The following is a 23,409-nucleotide window of genomic DNA, read 5'->3' as shown; positions in this document are numbered from 1 at the left end:
CCCTGGCAGGGACGACAGTTTCAGGGAGTCAGTTCACAATCCGGGTAGGTATCGACTGAATAACGGATGTGGGCGGTATAATTGCTGTCCTGATTCTTGCGGATGTTGGTCAGGCCATGGTAATCCGTGAGGGCACCGTTATCGTTGTAACCGAGCACAATCGGATCCACCAGGAATCTCAGAACCATGCCCGTCGGGCGTATCTGGACCACGTGGTCAGCGTCGACCTTATCGCTACTGATCGGTTCGAGCACAAAGCCATAGTGTTCGCCCCGCGTCGGGCCGAGAAACCGGAAATCGACTGACTCACCAGCCACCACGCTTTGCCAGTTCTGACGCACAAGGTTGTCGAACCCGGCATCCACTACAGTGCTGTCCGGATACTCCACCTCGAACCGTTTCGAATCGCCGGTGGGCGTGTCCCAGTTGATGACCAGGATATCCGGTTGGGGGTAGACAATTTCCATGGCCTCGCTGAAATCTGGCTGAACGAAGTTCACAGCCGGTCGAATGACGGAGAGATCGTATTCAAGGGCTTTCCGGGCGAAAGGCTCGTTCCCGTCCGGTTTGTGGTAATCCACACTGTGCTGCTGGGGACGAAATACGCCCTCCTGGCAGGTGCCATCGACACTGTGGCGCTCTTGATAGAGCACCTGGCCGTCGGGGGCGGTGGCCTCTCCGGTAAACCGGAAATCGTTCGCGATTGCCGGTGTGGTTATTATCAGGAGGGCAGACGAAACAATCCAGGCGGCCGTTTTCATCGGGCCAGCTCCGGGTAAAGCGTTTTACGGGCGAAAAGAAGCAGGGGGAAAATGACCAGCCAGCCAAAACCGAGGGCTATCAGTGAGGGTATGAGGTCCGGCAATTCCACCGCCCCGATCTGACTGGCGGACCAATAGGTAAACGGCCCGGCGATGGGGGCGAAGACGAAAGGCAACCAGGGTTTTCGGCTCATCCAGTTCAGTGAATGGCTCAGCGTGGTCATGAAAATGGCCCAGATAGCCACCAGCCAGGGAGGGGTTAACAGAATCGCCCCGCTTCCATCGTCCAGGATGCCGGTGCGAAACCAGATGCCATCAAGAACAGAGCCCGCTACCGTTCCGAGTACAACGAATTGCAGTTCTGTGATCCTGTTCTGACTCACCAGTACAAAATGAAGGATCAGGAACAGAACAACGATACCGGCTCCCACAGGACCGGGATAGAATACGCAAGCGAACCACCCGGCCTGGAAAAGCAGGAAGTTCAGTACATTACGACCCGTTTCTGACGCAATCACAGGCTCAGGATGTTCTCACGTTTATTGCCCGGCTTTGCGAACACCATTTGGGCCACACCAATGGCGCGCTCGCTGAACCCTGCTTCGCAGTACGCGAAGTAGAAGTGCCACAGCCGACGGAAAGCCTGGTCGTAACCCATGGCATCCAGTTGATCCCGTTTGGCGATGAATCGCTCATACCAGTCATGCAAGGTGCGGGCGTAATGGAAACCGGTATCTTCGGCGTGTGTCAGTACCATATTGCTTTCTTTGCGGACCGATTCAAGGATGGCACCGAAGGACGGTATGAAACTGCCCGGGAAAATGAATCGCTGGATAAAATCCACATTCTTCAATGCCCGCTGATAACGCTGCTCTGGCATATTGATAGCCTGGACCAGCGCCAGACCATCCGGCTTCAGCAATGCGTTTATCCGGGAGAAATAGCTGTCCAGAAACTGGGGGCCGACTGCCTCGATCATCTCGATGGACACCAGTTTGTCGAACTGGCCTTCCAGATCACGGTAGTCATCAAACAGCAGAGTCATTCTGTCTGCCAGACCTTCCTGTTGAACCCGCTCTTTCGCCAGCTCCAGTTGTTCCTTTGAAATCGTGGTGGTTGTTACGTGGCAACCGTAGTTTTTGGCAGCGTGAATGGCAAAACCACCCCAGCCGGTCCCAATTTCCATCACCTTGTCGCCGGGCTGAAGATCCAGTTTGCGACATATGGTGTCCAGCTTGTGCACCGCGGCTTCTTCCAGAGTCGATCCGGCGCTCGGATAGATAGCCGAGGAGTACATCATGGTCGGGTCCAGGAAGGTCTCAAACAGCTCGTTACCCAGGTCATAGTGAGCGCTGATGTTTTTCCGGGAACCTTCCCTGGTGTTACGGTTCAGCCAGTGAAGGCCTTTCAGCACAGGCTTTGTTACCCAGCTGAAACGGTCCTCGAATTGGTTCATGCGGTCGACGTTACGGGTGAAGAAGCGGAGCAGAGCGACCAGATCCGGGGTGGTCCAGTCTCCGGCCACGAACGCCTCGGCGGCACCAACACTACCGCCGGTCAGCAGGTCCCGCCAGGTGCTGTGATCGTGGACGACTAGCTCGGCTGGCTGGTAGCGGGTATTGCCATCACCAAATACCAGGTCCTCAAATCCGGTTTCACGAACCGTCAGTTGACCTTCCCCCAGTAACCGGAGCTGCTGAATCACCAGGTTTCTCGCAAACCGACTAAGCATTGGCACACTGGCTGAGCCGGATGAGGTGGTTTCAACCGAAGTATTCAGGTTCTCCATGAGTTTACCCTTCCACGAGTCTTGTCGTTGGTTTCAGCACTGGTCACGTCCAGCCCTGAATCATCATGCCCACGGCGATGGGCGATATCGCCTGCCGGAAGTTTGTCCGGGTGGGTATAGAAAGGTGCACCCTTGAGCTTAAGCCGGAGGGCATGCCAGTAGATGCCTGCCACCACCTTGAATGCTTCAACCGGAAATTTCCGAAGACTTCTGTGGACATTTCTACGAGTGACAGGGGTACGTTGGACTACCAGGGTGGCATCAAAATGCTTGCGGCCTTGTTCCAGAACATTCATGTGGATTCTCAGCTCCGGGCCCCGGAAACTGAAACTCCATTCATAGTGCTGGTTCATGCCATTAAACGGGGAAACGTGAAAGCGCTTGCTGAAACCGAACTGCTCGGTGCGCCAGCCTGTCTTGTTGGGTTCTGAACCCGTGGTTTCCAGGCAATAGACATGGCGGTCCTGCCAGGGTGTGTTGGTAATCTGAGCAACAATAACCCTGGGCACAGCGCCTTCGGCGGACCGGTCTCCGGCACCGTAGCAAAAGTAGAAACTGACCGGATTGAACACCTGGCCGAAATAGCGGGGGTGGGTAATCAGCTCCACTTCGCCCTCAGGGCGCCAGCCCGTCGCTTGTTCCACATGATCCCGTACAGCCGCCGACAGGTCCCCTGCCTCCGGCCGGAAGTAGTCCTTCCGTTTCAGGGAAATCCAGTTAAAATGTTCCAGAGAAAACAGCGGACTGACATCGGCGATGCTACGCCACTCATCGGTGTCCAGAGCAAGCATGCCGGTGCCGTAGCTGAATTCATGGTGCACAGGGTACTTCCGCCTGTGCCGGACAGTACCCTCCAGCCACTGGCTGTTCACGGTCAAAACTCCACCCCGAATGCCCGGGTTACCCGGAGTGCGCTGCGAACCCCGTCCTCGTGGAAGCCGTTAAACCAGTAGGCCCCGCAGAAGTGAGTGCGGTTCCGGTTACCGATCTCGTCATATCGCTCCTGGGCGGCCACCGCATCCAGTGTGAACACAGGATGGGCGTACTCGAAGCGCTTGATTACCTTGTCCGGGGCTATATCGTGGCTTCGGTTCAGGGTTACGCAGAAGGTTTCCGGCGCATCGTGGAAATTCTGCAGAACGTTCATGTTGTAGGTGACCGACACGGGCTCCGTGCTGTGGGCAGGAATAAAATAGTTCCAGGCCGCCCAGGCGCGCCGGTTGTCCGGCAACACATTGCTGTCGGTGTGAAGCACAACATCGTTTTTCTGGTATCCCATGGCGCCGAGGATATCCAGCTCCTTGTCAGTCGGGTCCACAAGCATGGCAAGGGCCTGGTCGCTATGGCAGCCAAAAATAACCTGATCGAAGCGGTGCTCCTGTCCTCCGACGCAGACGGTCACGCCGGTTTCATCCCGGACCACCTTGTCTACCGGGCTGTTCAGGTGGGTTGAGTCGCCGAGGCGTTCCATCATTTTTGTCACATACTGGGCTGAGCCCCCGGAAATCACTCGCCAGGTCGGGCGGTCGTCTACTGACAACATGCCGTGGTTATTGAAAAACTGCAGGAAAAAGCGAATCGGGAACTGCTCCAGCACAATCTCCGGGGCGGACCAGATGGCAGCGCCCATGGGCACAATGTAGTAATTCCTGAAATACCGTGAGTAACCATTCCTGTTCAGGTATTCGCCCAGAGTTTCCTCATTGCTGATGCTCCCGGACTGGAGATCTGCCCGGGATTCCTTGTTGAACCGGAGAATCTCCCGCACCATCTTCAGGAACGGCAAGTTGATCAGGTTACGGCGCTGGGCAAACAGAGTGTTCAGGCTGGTACCGTTGTACTGCAGGCCGCTCGTGCCGCAGTCAACGCTGAAACTCATATCGCTGACTTCCGAGGCGATGCCCAGCCGGTCCATCAGGCGGATGAAATTCGGGTAGGTCCAGTCATTGAACACAATGAAACCGGTATTGACTGGCCAGGCACGGCCACCGGCCTCAATCTGTTCCGTGTTGGTGTGGCCGCCGGCGTAACCGGCCGCCTCGAAAATCTGAACCTCGTGCTTCTCGGCCAGAAGCCAGGCAGCCGTGAGGCCGGAAACGCCGGCACCGATGACAGCAACTCGCTGACGTTCACTACTCATCTATTGTTTTCCTGTGCGGTGTTGCTTTTACGGGCCATGGAGGCCGCCATGCGGTCAACCAGAGGCCGGGGAAGGGCGCTGAGTGCTCTCAGCATCCAGGTAAAACGCTTGGGGAAGGCGATTTCATTGTGGCCACGGGCCAGGCCGCTGACGATTCGTTCGGCAGCGTCTTCTGCAGAAACCAGAAACGGCATCGGGAAATTGTTGCGGTCGGTCAGCGGTGTTTTCACGAAGCCTGGCGAAACCACCACCACATCGATACCTTCTGCGTCCAGGTCTGCTCTCAGGGAGCGGGCAAAGTAGGTAAGGGCTGCCTTGGACGCGCCATAGCCCTCGGCCCGGCCAAAGGGAAACCACCAGGCAGAGGAACTGACGATCACCAGAGTGGCCGGCTTTCCCTTTGCCCGGCTGCGGCGCAGAGCGGGCAGGGCGATGTCCAGGCAGCGGGCGGTGCCAATCACGTTGGTGTGAATGTTCTTCTCGATCACATCACTGCTGTAATTGCCGATTTCCAGGTATTCACAGGTGCCGGCGTTGAGGATCACCATGTTCAGGTCGCCGTGCATCTCAAGAGAGCCGGCCACCGACTGGAGATCTTCTTTGCCGGTAGTGTCTGCCGCAGCCGTAATGATCCGTTCAGGGGCGGCGGAGGCAAGCTCTTCGAGCGCGCCCTTTCGTCTGCCGGTGATGACCAAACGATGCCCACCGCGGGCCAGGGCCCGGGTTACGGATTCGCCAATGCCGGAGCTGGCGCCAGTAATCCAGATATTTGAGGTTTCCTGAAGTCGGTCACTCATCCTGCCTGGTCCTTGATCCAGCGAATAACCCCGCCAACCACCGGCAGGTTTTCGTAGAGCATTTCTCCTACGTCAAAGTAATCGCGGTGGTAGCACACCATGTTGTCCCGGATTTCCAGGTGGCTCATGCCCTGAACCAGCACTTCCCGGCCTTTGCGAATGCGCTTGTGGCGCAGGTACATCACCCACGGAACCGCTGCAAACTCACCCTGGACAACGGCTTCACCAAACTCGAAGCGACAGGAGATGACGTTGGCGTAGGCCCCGGCGAAATAACGGGTGAGCTCATCGAGCCCTTGAACCGTGCCCAGTGGGTCCTGAAACCGAATCTCTTCACTGTAAACACGGGCGAGTTTGTTCAGGTCGCCCTTGTCGAGTTCGTTGAACAGCGCCCGGAAGTTGTCGAGCGTTGCCGGCACCGCCGAGTTACGCGTACCTACTTCGATCTTTGAGGCGGTTGTCATTGCCTTCTCATCCTCATCTTATCCAGCTCGGTTGTCTCTTCCTGAATATGCTGGGGTATCGGGTTGAGCTCCCAGATTATGCCCAGCTTTGACATCAGCCAGAGGCCATACCATGTGATGTCGATTTCATACCACCGGAATCCCTGGCGCACAGACTGGGGCCAACGGTGATGGTTGTTGTGCCAGCCCTCACCCAGGGTGAGCAGAGCCAGCCAGAAGTTGTTCCGGCTGTCGTCCGGTGTCTCGAACCGGCGCTTGCCCCAGACATGGGACAGTGAGTTGATCGAGACCGTGGCGTGGAATAACGCTACGGTGGAAATAAAGAATCCCCATACCAACAGCTGCAGACCATTGGTTCCCAGGCCAGGCGCCCAGGCGGCCAGGGCCTCACCGAGGACGTAGATACCGGCAGCGGCCAGGGCGGGCACCAGGGAGTCAAACCGATTGATCAACTTGAGCTCAGGAAACTTCAGCCAGTCCCGGATTCGCCGTTCATCGGTCGCGAATCCTGCGTCACAGGTAAACCAGCCCATGTGCGACCACCAGAAGCCACCATGATGGGGGGAGTGAAGATCCTGCGCTTCATCGGAATGCTGGTGGTGATGGCGATGGTGAGCGGCCCACCAGAGCGGCCCGCGCTGGGCGGCACTGGTGCCAAGAACGGCGAATACGAACTGGGCAGGGCGGCTGGTTTTAAAGGTCTTGTGGGCGAAATAACGGTGGTAGAACCCGGTAATCGCAAACATGCGCACCAGGAAGAAGGCAATCGCAAATCCGATGGCGAAGGCGCTAGCCCCGGCATAAAAGGCCAGCAAGCAGGCCATATGAAGCGCTATGAACGGAACAACACGTAAGAAGTTGAACGATCTGGACGTGGTGTCGATGTGATCCGAACCTGCCTCGGAATCGAACCATCTCAGAATGTTTGTAAGCCAATGCTGCACTCGGGTCATACCCTGATTGCCCTTTCTCTTAAATGGAACCTTGATCGCACGATCAGCCCGGTGGCTGATTCTGTTTCATGAGGGGTTGTACGATCTCACTACAGGAATTGGATGCACCATAAACCATGTTTAATCAAACCTTTGATTCGCCTGTTATTCGCCGTACCGCGATTGTTGGTTCAGGGCTGGCCGGGCTGACAGCGGCGATCTTCGAAAATTCGCCGACAACGAATGCTTTGGCCCATGGCAAAGGCGGTTTGGTTTCCAGACCCTCGGGTCGGCAGGTTGGCCCGGAAGGACCAGGCGTGGTCGGTCTCCGATAACCGGGGCGGAGAGCAGCCGGGTCACCCCTGGTTTGCGGACCACTATATTGGCCTGGCAGGCGACTGGCTCAGTGGCGGCCGCGTTGAGGGCGCGTTTGACAGCGCCTGTGGACTGGTCGTCGAAATGAACGCGGTGCCCACTACTCAGTAAAAGAATCCTGGCTGCCGGTGGTTACGTCCGGGCGGGTGTAAAAGTGGGTGATGGTGCCGTCACTGAACTTGCTGAAGAAGGCGCTGACATCGGTGATCTTCTTCAGCGACCGAGTACGGCGAATGGGTTCCCGAACCAGAACCTTGATGCCATTGAAATTGTCCTGGATGTTGGAGAACCGCGCCCGCATTGAACAGGTCACCACCTGGGCAGGGTTGAGGGCAAGTTCCCCGGCCAGCCAGGCGCTGTGCCGCTCAATGCCCCTGGCCGAAAGGTCCTCCCGGGTATCAAGATGGTTCAGTTTTACCCGGTTCACAATGCAGAAGGAGAAACTTTTCGGGTGTTTGCGGGCTACTTTCCGGAACGCCTCCCAGAAGAAGTTGTCGGTGAGCTCCGCAAAGTAGGTCATGTCGCTTAAACAGGTATCCACCCACTGAAAATTCTCCGGATCATCCAATACCTCGTTTATGGCCTCTCGTAAGAGCCAGTCAAAGCCCAGGGCCGTCTTGTGGGCGTAGACCTTGCGATACATCTGGTGGCGGCTGTAAACAAAATCCTCAAGCGCCCCCAGCCCTTTCTGGGTGATCGCCAACCCAAGCCAGGGTTCAGACACATCCCAGCCAAAACGCAGGTTGCTTAACAGGTGATCCAGGTTGAAGCCGCCGATAGTCACTGAAGAATGGAAGCCGTCCCGCAGCATGTAATCGGCCCGGTCAGCATCAATCTCGCCGGAAACGATTGATGACAACAGGTCCATTACCAGGCCGGGAATGTTATCGCTCAGGGGTGTGCCTGCCGCGGCGTCTTCACCGGCAATAAACGCCCAGAAGGTTCTGGCGTGCCGGCAAAAGGTCTCGCTGGGCCTCACGTCCGTGGTCTCCATAATCCCGATCACATCCCGGGCATGAAGACCGGCACTTTCCAGGTCTGTCGCAGAAAGAACGTCGTGGGCGACACGCACTGAATAATGTTCGTGTTCCAGCTCATCGGGCTCTTCCGGGTGGTAGGCTGAATAATCCACTCCCCGCCAGAGATCCCGGAATCGCCCGGGCCGGGACATCAACTCCCGGATCTGTCGCGCCTGCGTGAACTGGTGGGAAAAGCTGGAATGGCCGCTGTCGTGGAGCAGGCAGCCAAGCCGAATGGTTTTCGCCAGGTAGTCAATGGCGTCCAGCTGGCTCAGGCTCAGGTCGGTCTGCTCGCTCAGCTGGCGCTCCCGAAGGTAGGCGTCGATCATCGAGCGGAACATACGGGTTCCCACATGCATTACGCCAATACTGTGCAGGAAGCGGGAGTGGGTGGCGCCGGGGAATACCAGGCTCAGGATGTCGTTCTGGCAGATGTTCCGCAGCCGCTGGAACAGCGGATGGTCAATAACCTGGATCTCGTGCCGGTAAAGTGGAATACCACCGTGAACCGGATCCATGATCAGCTTGTCATAGGCTCCGAGAAGATCATTAACGGCACGTCTCATTGGCAGGAATCTCCCAATTTCATAAAACTGGCCTTGTTATATCACAGGGGCGTGCCAGAATAGGCTTATTCAAGCCAATTTATCGTTTATCGCTGGTAGTTTAGGGCAGTCGCCATGGCTTCGCGCACCGAGCGCATACTGATTATTGACGCCGATGAAAAGGCTCGTACGGATCTTGCCCGTTACCTGGAAGCGAGGGGCTTTTATGTTACCGGCTATCCGGGCCTCGCTGCCGCCAAGGCACTGTTCAACGATAACATCCCCGACGTCATCTTTGCAGACCTGTCCCCGGAGGCTATCCGGGACCTGGCCAACCGGCTTGAAGAAGCCGAAACCTTCACACCCATCGTTGCCTGTTCGACCAGTGACTCCAGCGCTGATGTCGTCAGTGCGCTGCGGGCCGGGGCCGCAGATTTTGTTCTGAAGCCCTGCAACGACGACAAGGGAGCGCTGGACGATGTTATCGGCAAACTGTTTGACCGGGTTCGGGTCAATCGCCTGAACCAGCTTTACCGCCACGAACTGGAAGAGGCCAACCGGGATCTGCGTGACGGTATCGCCGAGCTGCGGGCCGACCAGCGCGCCGGCCGCAAGGTTCAGTTGCGGATGCTGCCGGAACGTGAGCAGGTCATGAGTGGCTTGCATATAGACCACCTGATCAAACCGTCACTGTACCTGAGCGGTGATTTTCTGGATTACTTCCGGATTTCCGACGACAAGGTTCTGGTCTACATTGCCGATGTATCCGGCCACGGAGCCAGTTCCGCGTTCGTTACCGTGTTGCTGAAGAACCTTACGAACCGGTTGCAACGCAACCTCCGCCGTGGATCGAGTGACGACATTCTGTTCCCTGAGCGCTTCCTTGAACGGATTAACTCGGAATTGCTGGATACCGGTCTCGGTAAACACGTCACCGTCTTTGTTGGCATCATTTCTGTCAGCGAACGTAGATTACAGTATGCAGTAGGTGCGCATTTCCCGATGCCTATCCTTTCCTTTGAAGGTGGTGAAACCGCTTTCCTGGAGGGAAGTGGGCTGCCGGTGGGGCTTTTCGAGACGCCGAAATGGGAAGTATACGAGGTGCCATTGGACAAACCGTTCCACCTGACCCTGTTTTCGGATGGAATTCTGGAAGTTATCCGGGAAAAAAGTCTTGATGAAAAGGAACGGACACTACTTGAACTCGTGTCAGGAGGCCGTCACACTATCGCAGCTCTTAGCGAAGCTCTGAATCTCGAGGAGATCACAGAGTTGCCGGACGATATCGCTATTGTGTCGGTTACTGATACTATGGATGGGTCAGACAACACCTCGTCGAAATAGTGGCAGCGTGAAACATGGCTGGTTACAAGATCCTGCAAGCTGAAAAACAGGGCATTTACGTCCTGAAGTTTATCGGGGAAATCCGGCTGAACCTGTGTTCGACGCTGGACAATCTGGTTGAGTCCATCACTCAGGATCCCCAGTTCAAGACCGTGGTGATTGATCTCACCGAAACGGAGATCATCGACAGCACCACACTCGGTCTGCTGGCCAAGATCGCCATGGCGGCTCAGAAGCAAAGTCATTTCCTGCCCACGCTGATTTCCACCAATCCTGACATTACCCGCATTATCACATCCATGGGGTTCGACAAGATCTTTATCATTGTCCGTGAACCCGCGTCCCGTATTGAAGAACTTGAAGAAATTCCTGTTCTCAGGGCCAGCGAACAGCAGGTTCGGGATAAGGTTCTCGATGCCCACAAGGTGCTGATGGGCCTGAACAATCGCAACAGGGAAGAGTTCAGGAATCTGGTGCGCGCTCTGGAATGTGAAGAGCCCGGTTAACGCCACCCGCCTGCTGCGCCTGGCGACACCGGTTTCACACCTGATCTGAAAAAACGGAAGAACTATGTCTGAAAAAACGACGCCTCAAAAAAATGGGGCAACAGGGCCGGTGCATGACGTAGCGGTTCTCGGCGGCGGCAGTTTTGGCACCGCCATGGCCAAAGTGCTTGGGGAGAACGGCCATCGCGTTCATTTCTGGATGCGTGGTGAGGCCCAGGCCAGGGAAATCCGCAGCAGCCGCATCAACAGCCGGTATATGCCGGGAATCGAACTGACTGGCGATATTCGGCCAACCACCGACCTTGCCGACGCCGTCAGCAAGGCAGAAATCGTGCTGGTTGCCATTCCCAGCAAGGCTTTTCGGCCCGTTATCCGGGAAAACTGCGACAAATTCCGCGATGACCAGATCGTCGTCAGCCTGACCAAGGGCATTGAGGAACACGGCTTCAAACTGATGAGCGAGATTCTCCAGGAAGAGATTCCGCGCTGCCGTATCGGCGTACTCAGCGGGCCGAACCTGGCAGCTGAAATCGTGAACCGCGACCTCACCGCCACCGTCATTGCCGCCAAGGACCCGGACGTACGCCGGGCCGTTCAGGATCTGTTGGGCTGCGAGTATTTCCGCGTCTATGCCAACGTGGACATTTACGGCGTGGAACTTGCCGGCGCCCTCAAGAACATCTATGCCATTGTCGCGGGCCTCGCTTCCGCTCTGGAGATGGGTGAGAATGCCAAGGCCATGCTGATCACCCGAGGCCTTGCTGAAATGAGCCGGTTCGCCGTAAGCCTTGGTGCCAACCCTATGACCTTCATGGGGCTGGCCGGCGTCGGTGACCTGATCGTGACCTGCACGTCCTCCAAAAGCCGGAACTACCGGGTCGGCTACGCCGTGGGGCAGGGCCAGAAGCTGGATGACGCCGTGGCGGAACTGGGGCAGGTGGCTGAGGGTATCTATACCCTGAAGCTGGTGAAAGAAAAGGCTGAGGCAATCGGCATTTATATGCCACTGGTGCGCGGCCTTTATGAGATTCTGTATCGCTCTGCATCCATCAAGGCAGTCATCAACAGCCTGATGATGTCGGTCCAGAATTCCGACGTGGAATTCATACTACCCCGCACCATAACCCAGTAGCCGGCCACTTAGCGGAGGTTGCCTTTGCAATTGCTCATCATGCGCCACGGTGAAGCCGGCTGGCACACACTGGATCAGGAGCGGGAGCTGACCGAATCGGGCCGTCTGGGCGCTGCGGAGGTGGCAGCACGGATCGCCGAATCCCCCTGGCGCCCGAAACTGATCTGGAGCAGCCCCTTGGTAAGGGCCCGGCAAACCGCCGCGATTGTCTCCGAAATCCTCAATTGCCCGGTGGAAGAGAAAATGTTCATTACCCCGGACGACGATCCCGGGGAATGCCTTGATGCGTTGATCGAGCAGGATCAATCACCACTGATGATTGTTTCCCACATGCCGCTGGTTGGCAGCCTCGCTACACTGCTGGTGGATGCCCATCGCCGGGGCATACCCTTCATGACCTCCCAGGCGGTTATGCTCGACATGCCTGTAGTGGGGCCCGGCTGCGCAGACTTGAAAGCACAGTTTCTGCCCTGATACTCCGAATCACTGAACCGGGAGCCACCGTTATGCACACGAATCCGGAAAGTCTTGCAAAGCAGGTAGAGGAAACCGTGAAAAATCCCGGAAATCCGCCCCTTGATCAGTGGCACCCCGAGCTGTCGGGCGACATGGATCTGCGAGTCAGCCGGGATGGTCAGTGGATCTTCAAGGGTGAGCCACTGGCTCGTGAGGCCATCGTGCGGCTGTTCTCAACCATCCTGCGCAGGGAAGAAGATGGCGAATATTACCTGGTCACGCCGGTGGAAAAATGGCGGATTCAGGTGGAGGACACGCCGCTGCTCGCACATTCCCTGCAGGTCACCGGTGAGGGTGACTGCCAGGTGATTTCTCTGATCACCAACGTCGGCGAAACCCTGGAAGTCGGGCAGCAGCATCCGCTGGAGGTTGGCACCTATCCCCGCTCAGAGGAGCCAAGACCGGTTGTGGCGGTGCGGCACGGTGTGGAGGCCCGGTTGGTGACCGCCGCCTACTACGACCTGGCGGAACATGTGGTCGAGCGAAACGAAGACGGCCACCCGGTTCTGGGCGTGTTTAGTCACGGAATTTTCTACAAAATCGGGCAGGTTGGTTGAAAACCCGTACCATGCCCCCAGAAATGACGGTAGAAAACGCACTCTGTCACTTGTTAAACTGTGTTTTCGTACTTGTTACGAGCCTGGCTCTCTAACGAGGCCCGGTGGTCGTTAGTCCCTCTGTGCAGTCTGGCTGTTCACGATCACTTTCGATTGCCTAAATCAATTAAACAGTCATTGCGACACGCAAGGAGATCACATGGCCCAACCTCGTGTTGTCACCATCCATTACACGCTCACTAACGATCAGGGAGAGCAGCTTGATTCCTCCCGTGTAGAAGGTCGCGAGCCCCTGTCTTATCTGGAAGGTGCACAGAACATTATCGGTGGACTGGAAAGTGCACTGAACGAAAAGAACCCAGGCGATCAGGTGAAGGTTTCTGTAGAACCTACTGAAGGCTACGGCGAAGTTAACGAAGAGCTGGTTCAGCCTGTTCCGCGTTCTGCATTTGAAGGTGTCGATACGATCGAGCCGGGCATGCAGTTCCAGGCACAGACTCCGGGCGGCCCCCAGGTTGTTCGTGTAGTTGAAGTTGGCGACGAGACCGTTACCATCGATGCCAACCATCCGCTCGCCGGACAGACTCTGCACTTCGATGTGGAAGTGGTAGAGGCCCGCGAAGCGACTGACGAAGAGCAAGAGCACGGTCACGCCCACTAAGCTTTTCTTAAGCGCTAGCGAACGAAAAAGGGGTCAGATGAAAAGTTCATCTGACCCCGAGTTCACCGGCTATCCGGCAGATCGAGAAAACGGGGTCAGATGAAAACCTTCATCTGACCCCAGGTTCACATGTTCGGATAGTTCGGGCCACCGCCCCCCTCCGGCGTCACCCAGGTAATATTCTGGGCCGGGTCCTTGATGTCACAGGTCTTGCAGTGAACGCAGTTCTGGGCGTTGATCTGAAAGCGCTTGCCGCTGCCGTCGTCTTTTTCGACCACTTCGTACACGCCTGCCGGACAATAGCGCTGCGCGGGCTCGTCGTATTTTGGCAGGTTGTCCCGGATCGGAAGCTCCGGATCGGTCAGCTTCAGGTGAACCGGCTGATCTTCCTCATGGTTGGTGTTGGAAATGAATACCGACGACAGACGGTCGAAGGTCAGGGTGTTATCCGGCTTCGGATAGCTCACTTTCTTGCACTCAGAGGCCGGCTTCATGGTGGCGTAATCCGGCGTGGTGTCGTGGAAAGTGAACGGAAGGCTGCGATGCAGGATGTTCTGCTCGAAGAAGGCGATCGCGCCGCCAATCACGTTGCCGAACTTGTGCATGGCCGGGCCGAAGTTACGCTCTGCGTACAGCTCCTTGTAAAGCCAGCTGTCTTCATACCGCTTCTGGAAGCTGGTGATTTCCTCGCCATTCCTGCCTTCTTTCAGCGCTTCAAACACCGCGTCTGCGCCAAGCAGACCGGACTTCATGGCGGTATGGGAGCCCTTGATCTTGGAAAAGTTCAGGGTGCCAGCATCACAACCGAGCAGCAGGCCGCCAGGGAAGCTCATCTTCGGCAGGGAGTTGAAACCGCCTTTGGTAATAGCTCGGGCGCCGTAGGCGACACGCTTGCCGCCTTCCAGGTATTTTTTCACTTCCGGGTGCAGCTTCAGGCGCTGGAATTCTTCAAACGGGCTCAGGTGCGGGTTGCTGTAGGAAAGATCGGTGATCAGCCCCACGTAAACCTGGCCGTTTTCCAGGTGGTACAGGAAAGAGCCACCAGTGGAACCGGTTTCGTTCAGCGGCCAGCCCGTGGTATGTACAACCAGGCCCGGCTCGTGTTTGGCAGGATCAATGTCCCACAGCTCCTTGATGCCGATCCCGTAATGCTGCGGATCCTTGCCTTCATCAAGCTTGAAATCGTTGATCAGGCGTTTGCCCAGGTGCCCACGGCAGCCTTCAGTAAACAGGGTGTACTTGGCGCGCAGTTCCATGCCCGGCATGTAGCCGTCTTTCTCGGAACCGTCACGGGCAACGCCCATGTCACCGGTGATGATGCCTTTTACCTGGCCGTCTTCGATGATGGTCTCGGCGGCCGCGAAGCCCGGATAAACTTCAACGCCCAGGCCTTCGGCCTGCTCGGCGAGCCAGCGGCACAGGTTGCCCAGGCTGATAATATAGTTGCCATGGTTGTGCATGTTTTTGGGCACAAACGCATTAGGGATCCTGGTGGCGTTTTCCTGGTTCTTCAGCAGGAAAATGTCGTCACGGGTAACCGGCGTGTTGAGCGGGGCACCTTTCTCTTTCCAGTCCGGGAAGAGTTCGTTGAGGGCGGTGGGCTCGAATACGGTACCGGCCAGAATGTGGGCGCCGATCTCAGAACCTTTCTCTACCACGCATACGGTGAGTTCCTCGCCAGCTTCCTGTGCCAGTTGCATGACACGACAAGCTGCCGACAGGCCCGCCGGGCCACCGCCGACGATCAGAACATCAAATTCCATCGATTCGCGTTCCACGTTGGTCTCCTCAAACATCTTTAATGGATATTATGTGCCCGCAGGCGAATTTTTCTGGGTCGTCATCATACCGGTAAAACTGCCTATAGACGACTGCCAGAAGCCGAATTCAACGACTTGTTTATAGCAAAGGATACCGTATTTGATGAATCAAACAAACGTTTGTTTGAAATTTGGTCTGTCCTTTGGCATTGTATGAGCACACTGAAACATCGTGTGTTTTGAGTCGAAATCTAGTATCGTCTCATCGCCATTCCCGGTCAATACCGGGAAACTGGCTGAAACATCTGTCCTGACGCGTCGTCTGAGGCTATTGATTCTGCTGAGCGTTGCCTCCATTATTAGTGCGCATCGAATTTCGGCAGGCTTCACGTGAGGACTGCAAGTCATAAACCCATCGTAGAAGAACGAGGAATCTATGAAGGTTCTGGTCGCTGTAAAACGAGTAATCGACTACAACGTAAAGGTGCGCGTCAAGCCGGACAATACCGGTGTTGATCTCGCCAACGTCAAGATGGCAATGAACCCGTTCTGCGAGATCGCGGTAGAAGAAGCGGTTCGCCTGAAAGAGAAGGGTGTTGCCAGTGAAATCGTGGTGGTTTCCATTGGCCCGAAAGCCTGCCAGGAGCAGATCCGTACTGCGCTGGCGCTGGGTGCGGACCGTGGTATCCACGTCGAAACGGACGAGGAGGTTCAGTCTCTCGAAGCGGCCAAGCTGCTGAAGGCTGTTGTTGAGAAGGAAGAGCCAAAGCTGGTCATTCTCGGCAAGCAGTCCATTGATTCCGATAACAACCAGACTGGCCAGATGCTGGCCGCGCTGACCGGAATGGGGCAGGGCACCTTTGCATCCGAAGTGGTTGTTGAAGGCGACAAGGTTAACGTAACCCGTGAGGTAGACGGTGGTCTGATGACCCTTTCCCTGAACCTGCCGGCGGTTGTCACCACGGACCTGCGTCTGAACGAGCCGCGTTACGCTTCCCTGCCGAACATCATGAAAGCTAAGAAGAAGCCGCTGGACGCCATGAGCCCGGCCGATCTGGGTGTCGATATTACACCGCGTCTTTCCACTCTGAAGGTTGAAGCGCCTGCCTCCCGTCAGGCGGGTGTAAAAGTGGCCGACGTTGCCGAGCTGGTCGATAAACTGAAGAACGAAGCGAAGGTGATCTGAATGAGCATCCTTGTAATTGCTGAACATGACAACAGCAGCCTGAAGCAGGCTACCCTGAATGTTGTAGCGGCTGCCAAGGCCATCGGCGGAGACATCGACGTACTGGTTGCCGGTGAAAACTGTGGCGCCGTTGCCGAAGCAGCAGCCAAGGCCGAAGGCGTTAACAAGGTACTGGTTGCCGATAACGCTGCTTATGGTCACTTCCTGGGCGAGAACCTGGGCGAGCTGGTTGCCGAAGTGGGCAAGGGCTACAGCCACATCCTGGCTGCTGCCGGTACCACTGGCAAAGACTTCATGCCGCGCGTTGCAGCGCTGCTGGACGTCGCCCAGGTATCCGACATCATGCGTGTTGAGTCTGATGACACCTTCGTTCGTCCGATCTACGCGGGTAATGCGATCGCGACAGTGAAGTCCAGCGACAGCATCAAAGTCATCACTGTTCGTCCGACCGCGTTCGATCCGGTTGCAGCCGAAGGTGGCTCCGCCGCCGTTGAGCAGCTGGAGGTGGTCAAGGACGCTGGTCTGTCTTCCTTCGTAAACGAAGAGAAAGCCAAATCTGACCGTCCGGACCTGGCCAGTGCCGGTATCGTTATCTCCGGTGGCCGCGGCATGCAGAACGGCGACAACTTCAGGATGCTGGAGCAGGTTGCTGATCTGCTGGGCGCCGCCGTTGGTGCATCCCGTGCCGCTGTCGACGCCGGTTTCGTACCGAACGACATGCAGGTTGGCCAGACCGGTAAGATCGTCGCCCCGCAGCTGTACGTTGCCGTTGGTATTTCCGGTGCCATCCAGCACCTGGCCGGTATGTCCGATTCCAAGGTGATCGTTGCGATCAACAAGGATGAAGAAGCGCCGATCTTCCAGGTAGCCGATTATGGCCTGGTAGCGGATCTGTTCGAAGCGGTTCCGCAACTTGAAGAAGAGCTGAAGAAAGTTCTTTAACTTTCTGTTCAGCTTGAGAAAAGGCACCTTCGGGTGCCTTTTCTATTATCGAGCAATCCTGTTAAAGAACCATGGACTCAGAACCTCTGTTTTGCTACTGTCCTCCCGTATAAAGCCGACAGGGCACCCGCAGGAAGCGGGGCTTCTGGCTTTGCGAAACTAAATGGATTTAGTTTATCAAGGATGGAATCATGCCTCAGGCAACCGGACTGCAGTTCACGGCCACCCTTGGCCAACTCCCCAAAGACCTGTTCGTGGTCGCCCGTTTTGAACTGACCGAACACCTATCCAGGCTTTGCCACTGCAAACTGGAACTGGCCAGTACCTCCCCGGACATTTCAGCCGAGGAAGTCTTGGAACAGCCCGTGGAACTGGTGGTCTGGCAGGACGGTGTACCGCTTCGGCGCTTTACCGGCGTGGTCAACGAATTCGCCCGGAGCGACTCCGGCCATCGCCGCACCCGCTACGAAGTCATCGTCCAACCCCCGCTGTGGCGCCTGGGCTTGATGCACAACAGCCGCATCTTCCAGACCCAAAGCACCGATGCCATCGTGCACACCCTGCTCGAAGAGCGAGGCATCATTGATACCGTCTTTGACCTCAAGCGCACCCCCGAGGAACGGGAGTACTGTGTCCAGCACCGGGAAAGCGACCTGGACTTTGTCGAACGACTGGCCGCCGAGGAAGGCTGGCACTATCGCTATAGTCACGGTGAGGTAGAAGGAAACGAGCCTCCCGCCCTGATCATCGCCGACCACCACGGCGACGCCCCCAGGCTCGACCCGGTGGCGTACAACAGCAAGGCCGGTGGCAGCACCCGCCAGAGCGCCGTCTTCCAGTTCAGCTACCGGGAACGGATCAGGGCCGCCTCCGTGGCCATGAAGGACTACACCTTCAGGAACCCCGCCTACGCCCTGATTCACGAACAGCAGGCCGGCAGGCTGGCGGCCCAGCGGGACGACTACCAGCACTACGACTACCCCGGCCGGTTCAAACAGGACGCCAGCGGCCAGCCCTTCACCGAGAGCCGCCTGGATGCCCTCAGGAACGACGCCGCCACTGCCAATGGCCAGAGCAACCGCCCCGACTTTACCGTGGGGGCAGTGGCTCTACCACCTACCACAACGCCTTCAACGCCATCCCCGCGGATCGCACTTGGCGGCCACAGGTCACACACCGCCCCTTGATGGACGGCCCCCAGATCGCCATCGTAACCGGCCCGGAAGGCGAAGAAATCCATTGCGACCAGTACGGCCGGGTGAAAGTCCGATTCCCCTGGGATCGCTATTCAGAAAATGATGAACACAGCAGTGCCTGGCTCAGAGTCAGCCAGGGTTGGGCCGGTGGACAGTACGGGTTCATCGCACTTCCGAGAATCGGCCATGAAGCCGGCAGCGAAATCCACCACAAGGCCGGCATGAAAATCGTGATCGAAGCGGGCGCGGAAGTCACCCTCAAGGCCGGTGGCAGGCACCAAGGTTACACAGGGATCGTTAGCGCAAACCAGCACCCGAGCCAACGCCGACCCGGAATCCGCGCCTGCAACAACGGCCCTCACTGGCCGGGCCAGGCAAGCCGAGAGCAACCCGACTCAAGTGGCCCCGGCCAGCGAGGAGGATGGGCAGGACCGGCTTGCGGACGTCAGAGGCCGGGACAGTGAGCAGGACCTGCTGAAAAGTACATCAACCTCAGGGAAGAGCAAGACGGTATGAGCGAATCTTTCACTCTCAAACCTGAAAAACTGGAAAAAACAATCCGCCTGAGGGCCGAAAACGACACCGGTGAGCCAGCAGGGATGGTGATGGCTATCCCAACCCGGGAGGGTGAACACCTTCAACGTGCCGGTGCTGGAGGACTGGACACCACTGGAAGAAAAGCCAGAAGGCGAACTCGGCAATACCCTGCTGAGCGTGTGCCCGGTGGCCGAAATTCACCGCAAGCGCCCCATCAAGGTCAGCGGCGTGACCGTGTTTGGTGGGCGGGCTGTTTCCACACTGCGCCCCGGTTACCTCTATGTATTCCGGGGGCAGACACTCTGGCGGGAATTCGAAGTCAGTTCCGAGGGCACCCTCAGCGAGGTCGACCTGACACCCGCCCGCCAGCAAAAAGCCGACCGCCGTTCACCGGTGGGCAAACCCGTGACCGACTTCCTGGTGCCGGTTTTTCTGCAGAATCGCTTTGAACTTTCCGACCTGACCCTGAAGGCAGACCCGTCAGACGATACCCTGGCCGAAGCCAGGGCGCACAGTGCCATCGTGTGCGTCGCCATTCCCGACCCGCTGTTCCGCCTGCGCCATGCCCTGGCGCAGTTGCACCTGGCCCTGTATTACCTCGATGCCATCGACCTATCCCTGAAAAACCGACCGTTGATTCATTCCGCCACGTTGATACGCCAGGCGCTGTTCGATCCACAAGCGTCAGCCCCAAGTGAACAAGTTGAGACCCTGCGAGCCGCAGTGGACCGGAATAAACTCCACAAGGTTCTCGATCATTCCGAGCGCCAGAAGGTGCTCGAGGAAATCTCTGTCCATCTGGGGACGCTGGAAACACTGGCCAACAGCGGCGACTTCGACACCGCCTGTAATGATTACCTCAACCACAACGGGCTGGGGCCCTGCGAAGCGTTTGCGCTCCAGGCCGATCTGTTGAACCTGACACAACAACTCCCCGGCGTGCTGAATGCCCACGGCCTGGAATCTCCGGGCATTTTGTCACGACTGCTCAAACAGGGCCTGGGTAAGAACCCGCTCATCGACGCCCTCGCTGAGGGGGCAAAGTCGGACCGTGAGCTTCCTCCCATGCTGGCGCGATTAAAGGAACTCGCGGGCGATCAAAATACGCTGACGGAGGACAGCCTGACCGGAGCGGGCCTCTCGTCCATCAGCGCGTTGGCCCAGCAACTAAAGCAGGAAGAAGGTGACTCCAATCCGGGCAATGGCTCGTCCGCAGTCCCCAGCGGTGCAGCAGGCACCGCAGCGGGAATGGTTCAAACAGCCTTGGGAGGCTGGAGCGCTGCTGTACTCAAGGCTGTTGAAGGTTTACGCCAGAGTGGCGACCTGGCTGCCATCAAGCTGGACCGCGTGTTCACGTCCGTCAAAGAATCGGCCGATATCGCGGATCCCAACCTTGGAGGGGAATTGCGGGTAATGCATCGGGGGGAGGTTGATCTTACTCGCTACAGCATCGTGGGGGTCCACGGCAAGGGCCTCTCCTTCGGGCTAACCGATGCAGACCGCCAGAGCGAAGCCCTGACAAGCCGCAATGATTACCTGTTTGCAGACAGAACAGACGCAGCGGGTAAACGGATAGCGTCCACCAGCCCGAGCCGGTTGATCGATGAAGGGAGCGAAACCTTGGTCAAGGCCGCGGCTCATACCTGGGTGTTTGTTCTGCCCGTTGATCACCCGGAAGCCCGGACATTCAGTGCCGTGAAAATTGACTGGGCGAAAAAGGCCAAAGCGTTTGCTGATGGGCCGGGGTTATCCCGGGTGTTGGTTGGGTTGGCGGCGTATAATCTCGCTTCAGAGATTTGGTCCTGGAGACAGTTAAAGCCTGAAGAATATGGAATTGCAGCTGTTAAATTCATTGGGGCTGTCTTAGACCTCTCCACAGCATTGATGAAGCTTCATGTCGTAAGCGCTCCGGCGGATAGCAAGCTGGTCTCAAAGGTCATACTCAGGCCCCTTTTTGAGATTAAATCCGTGCCAATGATTGGCCCCCTTATCCAGAAGCGACTTTTAAAGGTTGGGGCCGGCACAATTGTTCGGGCTATGGGGCTGGTCAATTATATGACCGGGGGTTTTATGGTAGGTATCAGCGCCTGGGACTATCGAAATAGTCTCAGCCGTGGTGATATGGATGCTGCTCTTGGGCATGGTTTGGCTGTTGCCGGCGGCAGCGTCTTCCTGGCGTCGCCACTACTGACCGGATTGCTGGCGGTACCCGGTTGGGGCTGGGCACTGCTTGGGTTGGGTGTTGTATTGGGTGGTAGTGTGTTCGCAGCCATAGCTACCGACAGTGAGATAGAGCGCGTGCTGAAACAGGGCCCCCTTGGCCTGGGTCCGGCCCACGAGGGAATGCCTGCTGACGATGCTGTCTATTATCCGCAGTTGCTCAGCCAGCTTTCCCCGGTAACGGTATCCGCCAAACGGTATGGTGACTTGAGCGGTAAGGAACAGGCGATGCTTGCGTGCCACAACCCGTCCCCGGACGACTACAGGGTGACGGTGCGTTCTCCCTTGGTCAGCCGCTTCAAACTTGGCCAGCCAGCGGAAGGTAAAGCCAAAGACAGGAAGCCGGATTTGAGGCTGGGCGTTCAGGAACTGGAATATACGCACGGCGTAATGGATACCCCCGCCGGACAAGTCGATGAATATTACTTGACTCGAAACACGCCCTTAAGAAAGGTGACGACTTGGGTTCCCGTACCGGAAGACCACGCCGTGCATTTTCTGATAGAACGGAACCTGGCCGGTGGCGAAACCCATGCGTTTGGTCATGGTGAAAGGCGAACCATCAGCCTGAGGGTTGTCTTGCAGGCGCGCATTGAGAGCGAAATAGCGCCATTTAGGGTTCCTATGCCGGTACTTGATGATTACGAGGCGTTTGATATCAGTCGTCACAGTGTGTTGCCCGATAAACGGCCCCAGGCTTTGAACCCATTCGACAATGAGCCAGTACCCTACTGGATTGTGAAAGAGGTCGCCGTGTGAGTGAGAATGGCCACACAAGTAGCCAAGGGAAAACCAGTTTCCGAGCGGATCAGATTCCGGAATTGCCGGAGCCTCCAAAGAAACGCGAACGACTTGGTGAGGACCTTCAGCCATTTGGTGATTACGCCGGTATCGAGCCCTATTACCTGGTGTGTGAAGATGTAGCTGCGGTCCATCATCAGGAACAGGGCGACCCGGATGGCTTTACATCTGGGGAGTGGTGGTGGGATCAGCGTCAAATTCGTTTTCTCAATGGTAAGGCATTTATTGGCCTTTCGGTTTTGCTGCTGCTTATTCCATCTGTATGGGGCACCGCCTTAGTTGGCGGTGGTGGCGTTGCCGCAGTGTACTATTTGCTAGTTACTACAACCGATACGGCATATTTTCTTCGAGTTCTAGTGATTCTATTTGCAGTTTTCGTTTGGATGCCAGTTTCATTTTATATCCTCATTAAAACCATGCCTTGGGTCATGGGCGGTTTCGCCCTGCTATTGAGACCATTCGACAAATTACTGGGCAAACTCCTGGACCGCGGCCTGGATTCAGGCGAAAGCGCCTTCAACCGAGAGACGGGCAAGCTGAGTTTTGCCCTTCCGGGTGGAAAGAAGCTGACGGCTCCGTTTGAAGAGTTCGACGCCTACGTGGAACGTGTGGTCCAGCATGGCGGCATCTTCTACCGCCTGATGTTTGTTCATCGCTACACCGGTAAGCAGTTCAGCCAGACCTCCCTGAGCCGGATTGAGCCAAGCAAAGAAGAGGTCATGGCCCTGTGGGACATGCTTCAGCGGTACATGGACGTATCCCAGCCGCTGCCGGATGTGCCAAGGCTGGAGCCCTTCCGTCATCTGGATCCGGTAACAGCCGAGCACGACCAGCAAGCCGGGCGTAATCCCCGGTTCTGGCGTGACCTGGATCTGGAAGCCTGGAAACAGGGCGAAGGCGCTGAATGGCTGAAGCGTCAGGCGGAATACCCCTGGGATAAACGTACCTGCCGGCTGACACCACGCTTGGGAAAGGTCTCCACGCAGGCGTACCGGGAATTGCGCCCGCAAGACGCTTACCCTGTTTGACTATCCGTCGTATCAACGTGCCAGGTCAACTAATTGCCTTTGATCAGTTTTTTCTCTTGCTGGTCCGACTGCTGTAAGTTAAAGATTGAAAAACCCAGATTTCAGTGCTTGGGATGGCAGTGGGCCGAGGGTACCTTTCTCTTTGGGTAAGACCAAAATACCTGCCATGATACCCGGCCCCGACTGTTGAACTGGATACAC

At 56.9% G+C, this 23,409-nt stretch carries 20 protein-coding genes and 2 pseudogenes; 12 read left to right on the top strand and 10 right to left on the bottom strand.

The window, feature by feature from the left end; translation table 11 throughout:
- Positions 1 to 20: 20 nt before the first annotated feature.
- From D0851_RS02395 to D0851_RS02360, 8 genes and pseudogenes are all read right to left on the bottom strand, one after another.
- Entirely contained in the window at positions 21 to 761 is a 741-nt protein-coding gene (locus D0851_RS02395) for a hypothetical protein (protein WP_117617182.1), read from the bottom strand.
- Complete coding sequence (locus D0851_RS02390) at positions 758 to 1,279, bottom strand: DUF2878 domain-containing protein (protein ID WP_117617181.1); 522 nt, start codon at positions 1,277 to 1,279, stop codon at positions 758 to 760. The genes D0851_RS02395 and D0851_RS02390 overlap by 4 nt, the downstream gene beginning before the upstream one ends.
- Complete coding sequence (locus tag D0851_RS02385) at positions 1,276 to 2,550, bottom strand: SAM-dependent methyltransferase (RefSeq protein WP_117617180.1); 1,275 nt, start codon at positions 2,548 to 2,550, stop codon at positions 1,276 to 1,278. The genes D0851_RS02390 and D0851_RS02385 overlap by 4 nt, the downstream gene beginning before the upstream one ends.
- Entirely contained in the window at positions 2,538 to 3,422 is an 885-nt protein-coding gene (locus D0851_RS02380) for a DUF1365 domain-containing protein (RefSeq protein ID WP_117617179.1), read from the bottom strand. The genes D0851_RS02385 and D0851_RS02380 overlap by 13 nt, the downstream gene beginning before the upstream one ends.
- Before the next feature lie 2 nt (positions 3,423 to 3,424).
- Positions 3,425 to 4,690, bottom strand: a complete 1,266-nt coding sequence (locus D0851_RS02375) for an NAD(P)/FAD-dependent oxidoreductase (protein WP_117617178.1) — start codon at positions 4,688 to 4,690, stop codon at positions 3,425 to 3,427.
- Positions 4,687 to 5,487: an SDR family NAD(P)-dependent oxidoreductase gene (locus D0851_RS02370; protein WP_117617177.1), complete on the bottom strand. Its 801-nt coding sequence runs from the start codon at positions 5,485 to 5,487 to the stop codon at positions 4,687 to 4,689. Before D0851_RS02370 ends, D0851_RS02375 begins: the two co-directional genes overlap by 4 nt.
- Before the next feature lie 98 nt (positions 5,488 to 5,585).
- A pseudogene (locus tag D0851_RS02365) lies at positions 5,586 to 5,951 on the bottom strand (nuclear transport factor 2 family protein); the annotation flags it as partial.
- A complete protein-coding gene (locus D0851_RS02360; protein ID WP_117617175.1) occupies positions 5,948 to 6,904 on the bottom strand; it encodes an acyl-CoA desaturase in 957 nt (318 codons plus the stop codon). The gene D0851_RS02360 and the pseudogene D0851_RS02365, both read right to left, overlap by 4 nt.
- A 234-nt stretch (positions 6,905 to 7,138) precedes the next feature.
- On the opposite strand from D0851_RS02360, the gene D0851_RS20425 reads away from it, so the two are divergent.
- Positions 7,139 to 7,369, top strand: coding sequence for a hypothetical protein (locus tag D0851_RS20425; protein ID WP_227539417.1), 231 nt, complete (start codon positions 7,139 to 7,141; stop codon positions 7,367 to 7,369).
- Here the strand turns inward: D0851_RS20425 and D0851_RS02350 are convergent.
- Entirely contained in the window at positions 7,359 to 8,843 is a 1,485-nt protein-coding gene (locus tag D0851_RS02350; protein WP_117617174.1) for an HD domain-containing protein, read from the bottom strand. The two genes, D0851_RS20425 and D0851_RS02350, sit on opposite strands and share 11 nt — an antisense overlap.
- A 114-nt stretch (positions 8,844 to 8,957) precedes the next feature.
- Here D0851_RS02350 and D0851_RS02345 point away from each other — a divergent pair, with 114 nt between their 5' ends.
- From D0851_RS02345 to D0851_RS02320, 6 genes are all read left to right on the top strand, one after another.
- Entirely contained in the window at positions 8,958 to 10,166 is a 1,209-nt protein-coding gene (locus D0851_RS02345) for a PP2C family protein-serine/threonine phosphatase (protein ID WP_117617173.1), read from the top strand.
- Between the two features lie 14 nt (positions 10,167 to 10,180).
- Positions 10,181 to 10,672 carry an STAS domain-containing protein gene (locus D0851_RS02340; RefSeq protein ID WP_117617172.1) on the top strand — a complete coding sequence of 164 codons (492 nt, stop codon included), beginning with the start codon at positions 10,181 to 10,183 and terminating at the stop codon, positions 10,670 to 10,672.
- A gap of 64 nt (positions 10,673 to 10,736) precedes the next feature.
- Positions 10,737 to 11,804, top strand: coding sequence for an NAD(P)H-dependent glycerol-3-phosphate dehydrogenase (locus D0851_RS02335; protein WP_117617171.1), 1,068 nt, complete (start codon positions 10,737 to 10,739; stop codon positions 11,802 to 11,804).
- A 24-nt stretch (positions 11,805 to 11,828) separates the two neighbouring features.
- Positions 11,829 to 12,278: a SixA phosphatase family protein gene (locus tag D0851_RS02330; protein ID WP_117617170.1), complete on the top strand. Its 450-nt coding sequence runs from the start codon at positions 11,829 to 11,831 to the stop codon at positions 12,276 to 12,278.
- 32 nt (positions 12,279 to 12,310) lie between these two features.
- Positions 12,311 to 12,877 carry a DUF1285 domain-containing protein gene (locus D0851_RS02325; RefSeq protein ID WP_117617169.1) on the top strand — a complete coding sequence of 189 codons (567 nt, stop codon included), beginning with the start codon at positions 12,311 to 12,313 and terminating at the stop codon, positions 12,875 to 12,877.
- A gap of 199 nt (positions 12,878 to 13,076) precedes the next feature.
- Complete coding sequence (locus D0851_RS02320; protein WP_117617168.1) at positions 13,077 to 13,538, top strand: FKBP-type peptidyl-prolyl cis-trans isomerase; 462 nt, start codon at positions 13,077 to 13,079, stop codon at positions 13,536 to 13,538.
- A 125-nt stretch (positions 13,539 to 13,663) separates the two neighbouring features.
- On the opposite strand, the gene D0851_RS02315 is transcribed toward D0851_RS02320, so the two are convergent.
- A complete protein-coding gene (locus D0851_RS02315) occupies positions 13,664 to 15,316 on the bottom strand; it encodes an electron transfer flavoprotein-ubiquinone oxidoreductase (protein WP_117620247.1) in 1,653 nt (550 codons plus the stop codon).
- Between the two features lie 418 nt (positions 15,317 to 15,734).
- On the opposite strand from D0851_RS02315, the gene D0851_RS02310 reads away from it, so the two are divergent.
- From D0851_RS02310 to D0851_RS02285, 5 genes and pseudogenes are all read left to right on the top strand, one after another.
- Positions 15,735 to 16,484 (top strand): electron transfer flavoprotein subunit beta/FixA family protein, encoded by a 750-nt coding sequence (locus D0851_RS02310; protein WP_117617167.1) that lies wholly within the window; start codon positions 15,735 to 15,737, stop codon positions 16,482 to 16,484.
- Positions 16,485 to 17,426 carry an electron transfer flavoprotein subunit alpha/FixB family protein gene (locus tag D0851_RS02305; protein ID WP_117617166.1) on the top strand — a complete coding sequence of 314 codons (942 nt, stop codon included), beginning with the start codon at positions 16,485 to 16,487 and terminating at the stop codon, positions 17,424 to 17,426.
- A gap of 191 nt (positions 17,427 to 17,617) precedes the next feature.
- Positions 17,618 to 18,813: pseudogene (tssI, locus tag D0851_RS02295) on the top strand (type VI secretion system tip protein TssI/VgrG); the annotation flags it as partial.
- A 436-nt stretch (positions 18,814 to 19,249) separates the two neighbouring features.
- Entirely contained in the window at positions 19,250 to 22,138 is a 2,889-nt protein-coding gene (locus D0851_RS02290; RefSeq protein WP_117617165.1) for a hypothetical protein, read from the top strand.
- Positions 22,135 to 23,208, top strand: a complete 1,074-nt coding sequence (locus D0851_RS02285) for a hypothetical protein (RefSeq protein ID WP_117617164.1) — start codon at positions 22,135 to 22,137, stop codon at positions 23,206 to 23,208. The genes D0851_RS02290 and D0851_RS02285 overlap by 4 nt, the downstream gene beginning before the upstream one ends.
- The last annotated feature ends 201 nt before the right edge of the window (positions 23,209 to 23,409 follow it).

Source organism: Marinobacter sp. Arc7-DN-1 (assembly GCF_003441595.1).
Lineage (GTDB): Bacteria > Pseudomonadota > Gammaproteobacteria > Pseudomonadales > Oleiphilaceae > Marinobacter > Marinobacter metalliresistant.
This window is presented reverse-complemented; position numbering and strand designations above follow the sequence as displayed.

Excerpts from the sequence above, each read along its gene's own strand:
- D0851_RS02325 (WP_117617169.1), top strand. The coding sequence starts at position 12,311 with ATGCACACGAATCCGGAAAGTCTTGCAAAGCAGGTAGAGGAAACCGTG.
- D0851_RS02320 (WP_117617168.1), top strand. The coding sequence starts at position 13,077 with ATGGCCCAACCTCGTGTTGTCACCATCCATTACACGCTCACTAACGAT.
- D0851_RS02335 (WP_117617171.1), top strand. The coding sequence starts at position 10,737 with ATGTCTGAAAAAACGACGCCTCAAAAAAATGGGGCAACAGGGCCGGTG.
- D0851_RS02360 (WP_117617175.1), bottom strand. The coding sequence starts at position 6,904 with ATGACCCGAGTGCAGCATTGGCTTACAAACATTCTGAGATGGTTCGAT.
- D0851_RS02375 (WP_117617178.1), bottom strand. The coding sequence starts at position 4,690 with ATGAGTAGTGAACGTCAGCGAGTTGCTGTCATCGGTGCCGGCGTTTCC.
- D0851_RS02310 (WP_117617167.1), top strand. The coding sequence starts at position 15,735 with ATGAAGGTTCTGGTCGCTGTAAAACGAGTAATCGACTACAACGTAAAG.
- D0851_RS02340 (WP_117617172.1), top strand. The coding sequence starts at position 10,181 with ATGGCTGGTTACAAGATCCTGCAAGCTGAAAAACAGGGCATTTACGTC.
- D0851_RS02370 (WP_117617177.1), bottom strand. The coding sequence starts at position 5,487 with ATGAGTGACCGACTTCAGGAAACCTCAAATATCTGGATTACTGGCGCC.
- D0851_RS20425 (WP_227539417.1), top strand. The coding sequence starts at position 7,139 with ATGGCAAAGGCGGTTTGGTTTCCAGACCCTCGGGTCGGCAGGTTGGCC.
- D0851_RS02395 (WP_117617182.1), bottom strand. The coding sequence starts at position 761 with ATGAAAACGGCCGCCTGGATTGTTTCGTCTGCCCTCCTGATAATAACC.
- D0851_RS02385 (WP_117617180.1), bottom strand. The coding sequence starts at position 2,550 with ATGGAGAACCTGAATACTTCGGTTGAAACCACCTCATCCGGCTCAGCC.
- D0851_RS02305 (WP_117617166.1), top strand. The coding sequence starts at position 16,485 with ATGAGCATCCTTGTAATTGCTGAACATGACAACAGCAGCCTGAAGCAG.
- D0851_RS02345 (WP_117617173.1), top strand. The coding sequence starts at position 8,958 with ATGGCTTCGCGCACCGAGCGCATACTGATTATTGACGCCGATGAAAAG.
- D0851_RS02350 (WP_117617174.1), bottom strand. The coding sequence starts at position 8,843 with ATGAGACGTGCCGTTAATGATCTTCTCGGAGCCTATGACAAGCTGATC.